This is a genomic window from Streptomyces sp. CNB091 (genome assembly GCF_000377965.1).
In genome coordinates this window covers 298984-310906 of the sequence record NZ_KB899001.1, presented here as the reverse complement: position 1 = coordinate 310906, position 11923 = coordinate 298984, and the positions used below count along the sequence as shown (strand labels likewise).

The 11923-nt window shown below is 69.2% G+C and carries 10 protein-coding genes and 1 tRNA gene; 2 read left to right on the top strand and 9 right to left on the bottom strand.

Annotation, left to right across the window (positions count from 1 at the left end; genetic code table 11):
- Positions 1-223 (bottom strand): transposase (locus D581_RS01000000137565; RefSeq protein ID WP_032752885.1); only part of this gene is annotated, 223 nt, incomplete at its 3' end.
- Positions 224-453: 230 nt separating this feature from the next.
- Here D581_RS01000000137565 and D581_RS0122290 point away from each other — a divergent pair.
- Positions 454-1725, top strand: coding sequence for a valine--pyruvate transaminase (locus tag D581_RS0122290; protein ID WP_018959417.1), 1272 nt, complete (start codon positions 454-456; stop codon positions 1723-1725).
- 950 nt (positions 1726-2675) lie between these two features.
- Here the strand turns inward: D581_RS0122290 and D581_RS1000000139030 are convergent.
- From D581_RS1000000139030 to D581_RS0122265, 4 genes are all read right to left on the bottom strand, one after another.
- Positions 2676-3026, bottom strand: a complete 351-nt coding sequence (locus tag D581_RS1000000139030) for a hypothetical protein (protein ID WP_026290788.1) — start codon at positions 3024-3026, stop codon at positions 2676-2678.
- Between the two features lie 112 nt (positions 3027-3138).
- Positions 3139-3211: transfer RNA gene (locus D581_RS0122275), tRNA-His, on the bottom strand.
- A 120-nt stretch (positions 3212-3331) separates the two neighbouring features.
- Positions 3332-3937, bottom strand: a complete 606-nt coding sequence (gene orn / locus D581_RS0122270; protein ID WP_018959416.1) for an oligoribonuclease — start codon at positions 3935-3937, stop codon at positions 3332-3334.
- Positions 3938-3947: 10 nt separating this feature from the next.
- Positions 3948-5165, bottom strand: coding sequence for a helix-turn-helix domain-containing protein (locus D581_RS0122265; protein ID WP_018959415.1), 1218 nt, complete (start codon positions 5163-5165; stop codon positions 3948-3950).
- A gap of 1049 nt (positions 5166-6214) precedes the next feature.
- Here D581_RS0122265 and D581_RS0122255 point away from each other — a divergent pair.
- Positions 6215-6736, top strand: a complete 522-nt coding sequence (locus D581_RS0122255) for a universal stress protein (RefSeq protein WP_026290787.1) — start codon at positions 6215-6217, stop codon at positions 6734-6736.
- 130 nt (positions 6737-6866) lie between these two features.
- On the opposite strand, the gene glmS is transcribed toward D581_RS0122255, so the two are convergent.
- The 4 genes from glmS to D581_RS0122235 all read right to left on the bottom strand — a co-directional run bounded on the left by glmS (position 6867) and on the right by D581_RS0122235 (position 11917).
- Complete coding sequence (gene glmS / locus D581_RS0122250) at positions 6867-8696, bottom strand: glutamine--fructose-6-phosphate transaminase (isomerizing) (RefSeq protein WP_018959413.1); 1830 nt, start codon at positions 8694-8696, stop codon at positions 6867-6869.
- 80 nt (positions 8697-8776) lie between these two features.
- Entirely contained in the window at positions 8777-9052 is a 276-nt protein-coding gene (locus tag D581_RS0122245; RefSeq protein WP_003968990.1) for a hypothetical protein, read from the bottom strand.
- Positions 9053-9138: 86 nt separating this feature from the next.
- Positions 9139-10026: a DUF4429 domain-containing protein gene (locus D581_RS0122240; protein WP_018959412.1), complete on the bottom strand. Its 888-nt coding sequence runs from the start codon at positions 10024-10026 to the stop codon at positions 9139-9141.
- 112 nt (positions 10027-10138) lie between these two features.
- Positions 10139-11917 (bottom strand): IucA/IucC family protein, encoded by a 1779-nt coding sequence (locus D581_RS0122235; RefSeq protein ID WP_018959411.1) that lies wholly within the window; start codon positions 11915-11917, stop codon positions 10139-10141.
- Positions 11918-11923 lie beyond the last annotated feature (6 nt).

Below are 11923 nucleotides of genomic sequence, written 5' to 3'. Positions count from 1 at the left end.
TGAACCGACGGTGCGCGGTGGCCGGCGAGACGCCGAACGACTCCGGCAGATACCGCCACGCGCACCCGCTCGTCAGCACGTACACCACGGCCGCGAACACCGCTCGCTCGTCCACCGGAGCAGTACCCCCGCCCTGCGGACGGGACGTGAATCTCGGTAACAACGGAGCTGTCAGCTCCCACAGTTCGTCCGGAACCAGCCGACGCGACAGATCAACCCTCACGGTGCAGCATCATGCCGCACCACCAAAGCGCCACGTGAGACATCCTCTTAGAGCTCGTAACAGCTCTTACGGTTTCCGCCGTTGCCTTCGTCTTGCCGTGCTCTCGGTCGTCGTGAGGTATCGCCCCGCGGTTCCCTCGACCGACCTCCCTCTCACGCGGCAGAGCACATTTTCGGCTCTCTCATGACGCAAGGTCATGGGTCGTGTCACACGGTGTTGAGGAGAAAATAATGCAGTTGTCGCTCAGCGGAACCAAGATGGCTGGGCTTTCCGGCCTGCGCAGCATCATGGAAGACGTCGCCGCGAGCACGGTCGAGGCTTCGGCTGACGAATGGCTGAACCTGAGCGTGGGTAATCCCGCCCCTATTCTCGCTGTGCGTGATATGTGGCGGGCTGCCTTGACGGAATCAATCGCCGACGATTTCGATGAGGCTGGCTGCCGCTACGGGCCATCCCGTGGCAGCCATGTCCTCGTGGCGGCAGTTGCCGACTACTTCCACCGGGCTTACGGCTGGCAGCTCGGCCCTGAGAACATCGCCGTCGGCCCCGGTAGCCAGATGGTCTGCTTTGCGGCGGCCGCCCTCTTCGCCGGCCCGGGAGCCCACGGCGAGCGGCGGATCGTGCTCCCCATGGTGCCCGACTACACCGGCTACCAGGGATTGTGCATGCACGATGACGGCATCGCCGGAGTCGCCCCGCTGGTCCATCGGGAGGAAGGCCACCGTTTCCGCTACGCCCTGGACATCGAGGCGCTGCGGCGGCGCTCGGACATCGGCATGCTGCTGATCTCGAGTCCGTGCAACCCCACGGGACGCGCCCTGAGCAGAGCCGATTTGGACGAGCTAACGGCGCTTGCCGCGGAGCGTGAGGTGCCACTGTTCGTCGACAACGCCTACGGAGCGCCTTTCCCCCGGATCGCGGAGGTACACACTGAGCCGATGTGGAACGACAGCGTCGTTAACTGCTTCTCCGCATCGAAGGCCGGACTGCCCGGCGAGCGAGTTGGTTTTGCGATCGGCAACCCGAAATACATAGCACCTCTCGCAGCATTTATGTCCAACTCTGTCCTCCATGCTCCCCAACTTGCCCAGCATGCCCTTGCCCGGGTACTGGCCGATGGGCGCCTCGACAAGACCACCCGCGATGCGATCTCGCCGCATTACCGCGAAAAGAAGCACTTCGTTGAGGAACTGCTCAACGAACTTATGCCAACAGATGTCGACTGGCGCATGCACTCTGGGGACGGAGGCATGTTCTGCTGGCTGTGGGTGAACCACCCTTGGTTCGAGGACACTGCGCTGTACGAGCGGCTCAAGGAGAAGTATGTGTTCGTCGTACCGGGGCGGCACTTCTTCGTGGATCCGCTGCTGACCACCAGCCTCGCCGACCACGCAACCCGGTGCCTGCGCCTCAGCCTGAGCGCGCACGACAAGGTGATTGCCGAGGGCATCCACCGGCTCGCGGACGTGCTGTGCGAGATGAGAGATGGGGCGGTGGCCTGATCTGTGCCGCAGCAGTTCGCTACGCCGTCGTCCGGTCTCGTTGCAGCCCTTGTTCCGCCACTGGTCGAGGCAGAAGGGGGCCAGGGCCCGCGAACATCACTCAGCCCTTACCCCCTCGAGCTCGACACCTGCGGCGACGTGACCGACCTGTTCACCCCGCAGCAGGTCAACTACTACACGAGCAGTTCCGGTACTCGGCGCCGGCAGAAGAGGCGATGATGCGGCTGTCAGCGACAGACGCCGACTGCCGGTGACACTCCCGTGACGCGTGATGGGGGCCGCTGCTCTTCGAGCTAGCCCTAGCGGACCTCGGGTATCCATTTCCGGTTGTAGAAGTTGGCATGCCTCCATGCTTTGCCCGTCGGCGTGCGGAAGACGAAGGCCTCCGATGGCATTCCATGCGTCAGCTTCTGCGCGAGGTCCACCTGCGTCGGGGCAAGAGCGGCCAAACGGCGGGCCTTCTTGGTCTTGGGGGGCCCGAGGAAGAAGGAGCTCTGCGCGCCCCTGGGGGACCTCTTCCAGGCCCTCTGGACGTTGGCTGTCGGTACGGGCCGCCAAGTCGAAGATCTTGTACCTGGAGGGCCGTAGCCTCGCCCCAGCGCATGCCTGTACCGATCAACCAGTCGGCGAGGTCTCGCGCCGCTGGGTCGGGGAGGTGCTTGCGGAGGAGTTAGTACTCCTCCTGCTCCAGAAAAACCATCTCCTCGGACGTCCCGTCGTCCACGCGCGAAGGCGGGTGTTCGCACAGCAGTTCTTGGTGCGCAGCGGGGGATCGGCATCGATCGCCGCTTGCACGATGCACCACAGCAGGCCGTGGCGATTGGCTGTGGACTTCGGCGAGGCCGGTCGACGGATCCACCGACCCGCCTTCGCGTCCGGCTGGCCTGCTTCCTGAAGCCGAACCCAGTCCTGGACGTCGTCAGCGGTGATGTTCCCGATCGTGGCCGGCATCACCAGTCCCGATCGGGTGGTGTGCACCACGAGGGAGATGTGCCGGTCCACCTCGCGCCGGTAGTCGTCCCGGGTCCGCGGGTCGATGCCGGTGAGCCGGTCGACGTAGCGCGGGCCCAGCCGGTCAGGAGCACGTCGTCAGGGTCCTCGGGCTCGACGAAGCCCCGGCCGGGGACCCACCCGTAGGGCCACCGCTGCTTGTGGGCGTCGACGAGCTTCTTGAACGCGTCGGCCTGCTCCACGTCCTCGAACCCTTCGGCTTCCCAGGTACCGCCGCGCCCTCCCTGGAGCCAGCGGACCTGGTAACTCGCCGTTCCGTCCTTGCGGACCCGCTTCCTGATCGTTGCCATGGGGCGCACGTCAGGTCGAAAAGCCGGCCGCGTTTGGCCGTGGTTTGGCCAGCCTGGAACACGAAGAAGCCCCTGACCCGCGTTTCCGCAGGTCAGGGGCTTCCCCTTCAAGGGTGAGTAACGGGACTTGAACCCGCGACATCCTGGACCACAACCAGGTGCTCTGCCAGCTGAGCTATACCCACCATGTCGCCCGGTCGTTTCCGACCGGCCGAGAAAAAGTGTACAGGGTCCGGGAGGGTGCTCGCGCCCCCGTTTCCCGGGGCCGGTCCACGGGCGCTTTCGCGCCCGTGACCAGCGGGTTCCTACGGTGCGGCCGGAGCCGACCAGCGCGCCGCGATCTCCTTGGCGCGCTCGGAGTCCGGGCCGGGCTGCGGCACGAAGACCGCCTCCCGGTAGAAGCGGAGCTCCGTGATGGAGTCACGGATGTCCGCCAGCGCCCGGTGGTTGCCGTTCTTGGCCGGGCTGTTGAAGTACGCCCGGGGATACCAGCGCCGGGCCAGCTCCTTGACCGAGGACACGTCCACGATCCGGTAGTGGAGGTAGCCCTCCAGCTTCCGCATGTCCCGCGCCAGGAACCCCCGGTCGGTACCGACCGAGTTTCCGCAGAGCGGGGCCTTGCCGGGCTCCTTCACATGCTCACGGACGTAGGCCAGGACCTGCTCCTCGGCGTCCGCCAGGGTGGTACCCCCGGCCAGCTCGTCGAGGAGGCCCGAGGCGGTGTGCATCCGCCGCACCACCTCGGGCATGGTCTCCAGGGCCGCGTCCGGCGGGCGGATCACGATGTCCACCCCTTCGCCGAGCACGTTCAGCTCCGAGTCGGTGACCAGGGCGGCCACCTCGATGAGTGCGTCGTCCGTCAACGAGAGCCCGGTCATCTCGCAGTCGATCCACACCATGCGGTCGTTCATGCGCCCCACCCTACGGGGCGCTCCGCTGTCCCGGCAGGGCCGGGCGTCCGGGGACGTACGCGTCAGGGCCCGGCAGGGACAGCTCCCCGGACCCCACCGACGCCGCCACGGCGACGGCCGCGGAGGACAGGGGCGAGCCCCGGCGTCCGGACGGTGGTCCCTGGCTGGGCACCATCGTCTCGACCACCGTAGCGGCGCTCTCCGCCACCCCCTGCGGACGACGGGCCCGATAGGCGGCCCGGTACGCGGCGGGGGAGGAGCCGAGCTGGCGGCGGAAGTGCCCGCGCAGCGCGACCGGGGAGCGGAAGCCGCAGCGGCCGGCGACCTCGTCGACCGAGTAGTCGGAGGTCTCCAGCAGCCGCTGCGCCTGGAGCACCCGCTGGGTGATCAGCCACTGCAGCGGTGCGCTGCCGGTGAGCGAACGGAACCTGCGGTCGAAGGTCCGTCTGCTCATGTAGGCGCGTGCGGCGAGCGTCTCCACGTCGAACTGCTCGTGCAGATGCTCCAGGGCCCAGGCCACGACCTCGGCGAGCGGGTCGGAGCCGATCTCCTCCGGTAAAGACCTGTCCAGGTAGCGCTCCTGCCCACCACTGCGCCGCGGTGGCACGACGAGCCGGCGGGCGAGTGCCCCCGCGGCTTCCGTGCCGTGGTCGGTGCGGACTATATGGAGGCAGAGATCGATCCCGGCGGCGGTGCCGGCGGAAGTGAGCACATCCCCGTCGTCCACGAACAGTTCGCGCGGATCGACGTGCACCGACGGATAGCGCTTGGCCAGCGTCGGCGCGTACATCCAGTGTGTGGTGGCCGGCCGGCCGTCCAGCAGGCCGGCGGCCGCGAGCACGAAGGCTCCCGTGCACAGACCGACGATGCGGGCGCCCTCCTCGTGGGCGCGCCGCAGCGCGTCCAGTGCCTCGGCGGGCGGCGGCGAGGTGATCGACCGCCAGGCGGGCACCACCACGGTGCCGGCCCTGCTGATCGCCTCCAGGCCGTACGGCGCGGTGAGTTCGAGCCCACCGGTCGTGCGCAGCGGTCCTTCCTCGCCGCCGCAGACCAGCAGGCGGTAGCGGGGAACTCCCGCGTCCTGCCGGTCGATTCCGAAAACGGAGAGCGGGATGGAGCTCTCGAAGATAGGGCCGCCGCTGAAAAGCAGCACGGCAACGACTTCCCGGCGTCGCCGCCCGGTCAGCTTGCGTGCGGCCTCCGTCGCGGCGGCGGAGTCCTGGCTCATGACGCTAAGCCCCCCTCGGTGTTCGCGTCTCCCTGGTCCTTACGGGCCTGTCGCTCCTGCACGTTTCCCCTCGGTGTCGCACGTGTCCCCAGTCTCCGATTTCCAAGATCGAATCTACTGCGTCGCGTGGTCCCGCCGTGACACCTTCCCCCACCAGCTCAATGTCGATAAGGAAACGTGGCGTGAAGCGTTCGATCACGAAGCGTTTCACTCGCGAAGCGCACAGGGAAGTGCCCTTCGACAACGTGGCCCGTCCGCGTCGGGTGAAAGCGTACCGCGCGGTCCGTTCCTGCCTGGTGGGCGGTGGGGTGTCCGGCCATCCCGCGAAGGGTTCGGCACCCAGGTGAAGTTGGCTTAAAACCATCGGTTGCGTGTGCTGTATCCGGTCACGCCGGGCGCACAACCGCCGCCTGACGGCCGCGCCGGTGCGCTCCCTCGCCGACGTGAACCATGGCGTGTTCGGACCGCCGCGGAGGGGTGTCGCGGGCCGTCGCGACGTGGACCGGGGCGAGGTTCCGCAGGGCCGGATTACCGACCGATGGGCCGTGGGACACGAGAACCGCGGGTGTCGGGCCTCGGCCGGGGGCGGTCGGGCGGGCCCGGCCGGCCGGCGGTCCGGGCCCTGTCGGCCGCCGGTCAGGGCGTCGTCGCCGGGTTCGGCTCGAACGGTGATCGCGGGGGGCCCGTCGCGGCGTCCTGTCCCGGGGTGGCGGTCCGGTGGCGGTGTGGCCAACAGGGACCGGGTGAGAGCCTCGCCGCCGGGTCCGCCGGGCGACCGCCGGCCGTCGCGAAAAACAGGACGGCCGACGGTGTTCGCCCCCTCCGAGGCCCGTGTACGACACAACCGGCATTGCCATCGCGGACAGGCTCGGGCATGCTCCCTCCAGCGTCGCGCACGCTTTTGCGGGGGTCTGGGTGGTGGAGGAGTGACGCCGTACCCTTGGGGGTATGGGGTTGGGAAGATGATTCCCGGACAGAGCTTCACCACCAGCTGATGCACCTCTCGAAACCGTTCCCTCCTCACGAGGACTCTCTTCGCCGAGACACCGATGGCCGGTCACGAAATCCCTGAACCCAAAGACCGCAAGCCGGTAGCCGACCCAGGGTCGGAGCCGCGGACGGTCGAAGAAGCACGCCATGCGTGCGATCCCGCCTTCCGGCACGGAGTCGTGGTCGGTTTCGACGGCTCCACGTCGAGCGAGCGGGCTCTCGCCTACGCCATCGGCATGGCCGGCCGGTCGGGCTCCGGCCTGATCATCGTCCACGTCGCCAACCGGTTGCCGACCACGGTCTGGGCGGGCTGCGAGCCCCCCGTCTTCGTCGATGTCCCCGATCACCGCACCGAGGTCCTCGGCCTGGAGCTGGCCTGCGCGGACTATCTCTCCGAGGTGCCCTGGGTGCTGGTGGAGCGCGGGGGCGACATCTGCCACGAACTGGAGGAGGTCGGCCGGGAGTATGCCGCCGACGCCATCGTCGTGGGCTCCACGCACGGCATCGTCGGGCGGATCTTCGGGTCCGTGGCCGGCCGCCTCGCCCGCCGGGCGCAACGCCCCGTCATCGTCATTCCCTGAGGCCCCCGGCATTCCCCGACGGCCGCCCTAGCGCTTCCTGAGGGGCCGCCAGGAGGCCCTGTAGCGGCACGCGTTGGGCCCCGTACCGTCGTCGCGACGGTACGGGGCCCAAGGTTCTGTGTCCCGCCTTCTACTCGACCGTGACGGACTTCGCCAGGTTGCGCGGCTTGTCGATGTCGCGGCCCATCGCGAGGGCCGTGTGGTAGGCGAACAGCTGGAGCGGGATGCCCATGAGGATCGGGTCCAGCTCGTTCTCGTTCTTCGGCACGACGATGGTGTGGTCGGCCTTCTCCTGCGCCTGGTGGGCCACGGCGAGGATGCGGCCGCTGCGGGCCTTGATCTCCTCCATCGCGGCGCGGTTCTTCTCCAGCAGGTCGTCGTCCGGCACGATCGCCACGGTCGGCATCGCGGGCTCGATCAGCGCGAGCGGGCCGTGCTTCAGCTCGGAGGCCGGGTAGGCCTCGGCGTGGATGTACGAGACCTCCTTCAGCTTCAGGGAGGCCTCGCGGGCCACCGGGTAGCCGCGCACCCGGCCGATGAACATCATCGACTTGGCGTCCGCGTACTCCGCCGCGAGCCGCTTGATCTCGTCCTCGCCCGCCAGGATCTCGCTGATCTGCTCCGGCAGCCTGCGCAGCCCGTCGATGATCCGCTTGCCGTCCGCGACCGAGAGGTCACGGATCCGGCCCAGGTGCAGGGCGAGCAGCGCGAAGGCGACCACGGTGTTGGTGAAGCACTTGGTGGAGACCACGCAGACCTCCGGCCCCGCGTGGACGTACGTGCCGCCGTCGGCCTCACGGGCGATGGCGGAGCCCACCACGTTGACCACGCCGAGGACCCGGGCGCCCTTGCGCTTCAGCTCCTGGACGGCCGCCAGCACGTCGTACGTCTCGCCCGACTGGGAGACCGCGACGTACAGGGTGTCGGGGTCCACGACCGGGTTGCGGTAGCGGAACTCGGAGGCCGGCTCGGCGTCGGCGGGGATGCGGGCGAGCTCCTCGATCAGCTGGGCGCCGATCTGACCCGCGTGGTACGAGGTGCCGCAGCCGAGGATCTTGATCCGGCGCACCCCGCGCGCCTCGCGGGCGTCCAGGTTGAGCCCGCCGAGGTGCACGGTGGAGAACCGGTCGTCGATCCGGCCGCGCAGGACGCGGTCCACGGCGTCGGCCTGCTCCGAGATCTCCTTGTGCATGTACGTGTCGTGGCCGCCCATGTCGTACGACTCGGCCTCCCATTCCACGGTGGTCGGCGTGGCCGTCGTGGTCGAGCCCTCCGTGGTGTACGTACGGAAGTCGTCGGCCTTCAGGGTGGCCATCTCGCCGTCGTCCAGCGTGACGACCTGGCGCGTGTGGGCGACCAGCGCGGCGACGTCCGAGGCGACGAACATCTCCTTCTCGCCGATGCCGAGGACGACCGGGGAACCGTTGCGGGCGACCACGATGCGGTCGTTGAAGTCGGCGTGCAGCACGGCGATGCCGTAGGTGCCCTCGACGTGGCGCAGCGCCTCGCGGACCTTCTCCTCCAGGGTCTCGGCCTGGGCGCGGGCGATCAGGTGGACCAGCACCTCGGTGTCGGTCTCGGAGAGGAAGACGATGCCGTCGGCGGTGAGCTTGGCGCGCAGCTCGGAGGCGTTGTCGATGATCCCGTTGTGGACGACGGCGACCTTGTTCTCCGCGTCCATGTGCGGGTGGGCGTTCTCGTCGCTCGGCGCGCCGTGGGTGGCCCAGCGGGTGTGGGCGATGCCGGTGGTGCCGGCGAAGCGCTTGGGGACCTTGGCCTCCAGCTCGCGGACCCGGCCCTTGGCCTTGACCATCTTCAGCGTGCCCGGCTTGCCCGCCGCCGCCTTGCCGGTGATGACGATGCCCGCGGAGTCGTACCCCCGGTACTCCAGCCGCTGCAGGCCTTCCAGCAGCAGCGGAGCGACGTCACGCCTACCGATGTATCCGACGATTCCGCACATGTGTTCTCTGCCCCTCCATCGACGTACACGCATTTCCGTTCGACGCCCCGCACGGGCGCCCGCTGGCCGGCCGCGGCCGGTCAGCCGTAGACGATGCGGCGCAGCTGGCGGAGCGAGAGCTCCGGCGGCGCCACGGCGCGGTGCGGCAGCTCGGCTGCGATCCGCTCGAAGATCTCCGTGTTGACCAGGCCGCCGGACTGCAGTTCGCGGTGGCGGCGCCGGACGAAGTCGTCGGTGCTCTCGTCGAAGTACGCCAGCACGTCGAGGATCACCCGGGCCGCCTCGCCGCGCTGGAGCGCGGTGGAGCGTACGAGGTGATCGATGAGGTCGTCATGGGACGAGCGGCGTTCAAGCACCCGTCGATATTGCTTGCCGAGGCGTGCTTATGCAAGAAATCTGCCCGATATCGGGCAGGTAGGGCCGGGAAGGCTGCCTGATCGCGTCACATGCTGCGCAGAACGGCCTGCTTCGCGGTGCTGAACTCCTCGTCGGTGAGCACTCCGGCCCGGTGCAGCTCGCCCAGCTCCCGCAGCCGTCGCAGCAGCGCGTCGTGGTCGCCCGCGGGCGGGGCGGCGGGGGCCGGCTCGGCCGCCTTGGCCAGGGCCGGGACCGCCTCCGGGGCGGCCGGCAGCGCACGGGCCCCGGGCAGCCGCATCAGCACCGCCGCGGCGACCAGGACCGCTGTGTGCTCCTTCTTGGACATCCCCCACAGATCCAGGGCGTACGTGTCGTACTTCGGCGGGGCCGAGACGGGCCCCTCGACCGGCTCGAAGCGCAGATAGCCGTTCTCCAGGCCGATCGACGGCATCCACCGCACGCCCGCGATCCGCGACAGCGGGAAGGTGGTCGGACCCCCGGCGGTCTTGGACTCCTCGGCCTTCCAGTTCCAGGTCAGCCGGACGCTCTCGCCGTCGAAGGACGCCGTGCCGTCGCCGCCCCCGCCGGAGACGGGCAGCGCGGGGCCCGGCAGCAGGAAGCGGTCCACGGGGCCGTCCGGCACCTGCTCGATCAGCAGCGCGTTGCGGACCTCGTCGACGAAGTACTCCGCGACACCCGTGCGGTCCTTCTCCACGGTCAGTACGTAGGGGTCGGCGCCGTCCTTGAGCCGGCCGTCGGCGGCCCGCAGCACCGGGCAGGCGCCGCCGCGCAGCCGCAGCCGCAGCCGCCCGCCCTTGCGGTCCGGTTCGAACGAGACGCCCGCCACCGCCTGCACGGGTACGGCTATCTCACCCAGCTCCTGCCGGACCGGGTGCGCCTTGCCCCCCGGCACGATGCGCACGGTGTCCCCGTCGAACGTCCATGTTCCGTCCCGCTGGATGATCTCTGCCATGCCCGTGATTCTGCCAGCCCGCCCCCGGGCCGCACCGAGGAAGGGGAGCGCCCGGGGGACCGTCCCCGGGCGCTCACCGGTCGGGAGGGCCGCCGCGATCCGGCGGCCGGGCTCAGAACCCGGCGATCGGGTTCTTCAGGCGACCCACCAACTGGAGCCCTCCGGCCGGGTCGTCGAGGTCGACCATCTGCTGGTTGTCGCGCAGCTGGAGGCGGTTGAGGCAGGAGAGTGCGAAGTCCGCCGCGAACAGGTCGTAACTCCGGAACTTCTCCGCGAGGTACGGCACCGATGCCTGGTAGTCGCGCACACAGGCGGCGACCGTCCGCCAGAAGGCGTCCTCGTCCAGGACGCCCTCGGTGTCCAGACCCGCGCCCAGGAAGCGGAAGAAGCAGTCGAAGACGTCGGTGAGGACCGACAGCGCCTTCATGTCCTCGGGGACCTCGACCCGGATCCGCTCGACCTGCGGCGGCAGCACCGCGTCCGGGTCCATCACCGCGATCTCCTCGGCGATGTCCTTGAAGATCGTGCGGGTGACGACACCGTCCTCCACGACCAGGATCACGTTCTCGCCGTGCGGCATGTAGACGAGGTCGTAGGCGTAGAAGCTGTGCAGCACCGGCACCAGATAGGCGTCCAGGTAGCGCCGCAGCCACACCCGCGGCTCCAGGCCGGACTCGGCGATCAGCGCCCCGGCCACCGAGCCGCCCTCGTGGTCGGTGTGGAGCAGCGAGGCCATCGTCGCGACCCGCTCGCCGGACCGGAGCCCCGGCACGGGGCTCTCACGCCACAGAGCGGCCAGCATCTTCCGGTACGGGGAGCCCTTGACGGTGGCCGTCTCGTAGGACCGGTGGTGGTAGCCGATCGCGGCCCGCTCCCGGATGATCGAGAACCCGGCGCCGCGCAGCAGGTCGTCGCGCTCGATCAGACCGGCCAGCCAGTCGTTGATCGCGGGTGTGGCCTCCATGTACGCGGCGGAGAGACCGCGCATGAAGCCCATGTTCAGGACCGACAGCGCCGTCTTGACGTAGTGCTTCTCGGGGTGGTCGGTGTTGAAGAACGTGCGGATCGACTGCTGGGCGAGGTATCCGTCCTCGCCCTCGCCGAGCACCACCAGATGCCGTGCCGCCAGCTCTCCGGCGAAGCTGACCGCGAGCTTGTTCCACCACTGCCAGGGGTGGACGGGCAGCAGGAAGTAGTCGCCCGGGTCGAGGCCGAGCCCGCGCAGCGTGCCGTCGAACCGCTCCCGGGCCGCCTCGCTCAGCTCACCCTTGACCAGCGCCTCGTGGTCGAGGCCGGCGCCCGCGGTGAAGGTGGCCCGGTCCCGGTGGGCGGCCAGCCAGACGAGCCGGACCTCCGAGGCCGTCTCGGGGGCGTACGCCCGGTACTCGTCCACGCCGAAGCCGAGCCGCCCGTTGTTGGCGACGAAGCACGGGTGGCCCTCGGTCATCCCGGTCTCGATGGCCTGGAAGTCGGCGGCGACGAGCTGGCCGGAGGTCACCGGTTCCTTGGTGAGTTTGTAGGCGGTTCCGGCCAGAGTGGAGGAGACCTCCTCCAGGTAGACCGGCAGGACCTCCGCGGAGATCCCGAGGGTGTGTCGCAGCTCTATGAGGAACTCTGCTGTGTCCAGGGGGAGTTCGGAGCCGTACCGGTGCCGGGTGATGCTTTCGGCGTCGATCTGCCAGTGGTCCAGGGCGAAGAGGCGTGCGGTGAAACGGTACTCGGTGGAGGCGTCGTCGCTACGGACGGTGTAGCGACCGTCGCCGAGCGGCGTGGGGGCAAGCAGCCGTTCGTGGCTGAATTCCGCCAGTGCTTTGCGCACCAGCAGTCGGTTTGCGGTGGCCCAGCGCCCCGGGGAGAGGTGGGCGACGCTGTCGGTGAGGGCGGTCGTCATCGGTCG

Bases quoted from the DNA above. Each gene is read 5' to 3' on its own strand.
- D581_RS1000000139030 (WP_026290788.1), bottom strand. From the start codon at position 3,026: ATGGCAACGATCAGGAAGCGGGTCCGCAAGGACGGAACGGCGAGTTAC.
- D581_RS0122265 (WP_018959415.1), bottom strand. From the start codon at position 5,165: ATGAGCCAGGACTCCGCCGCCGCGACGGAGGCCGCACGCAAGCTGACC.
- D581_RS0122255 (WP_026290787.1), top strand. From the start codon at position 6,215: ATGGCCGGTCACGAAATCCCTGAACCCAAAGACCGCAAGCCGGTAGCC.
- D581_RS0122290 (WP_018959417.1), top strand. From the start codon at position 454: ATGCAGTTGTCGCTCAGCGGAACCAAGATGGCTGGGCTTTCCGGCCTG.
- D581_RS0122240 (WP_018959412.1), bottom strand. From the start codon at position 10,026: ATGGCAGAGATCATCCAGCGGGACGGAACATGGACGTTCGACGGGGAC.
- glmS (WP_018959413.1), bottom strand. From the start codon at position 8,696: ATGTGCGGAATCGTCGGATACATCGGTAGGCGTGACGTCGCTCCGCTG.
- orn (WP_018959416.1), bottom strand. From the start codon at position 3,937: ATGAACGACCGCATGGTGTGGATCGACTGCGAGATGACCGGGCTCTCG.
- D581_RS0122235 (WP_018959411.1), bottom strand. From the start codon at position 11,917: ATGACGACCGCCCTCACCGACAGCGTCGCCCACCTCTCCCCGGGGCGC.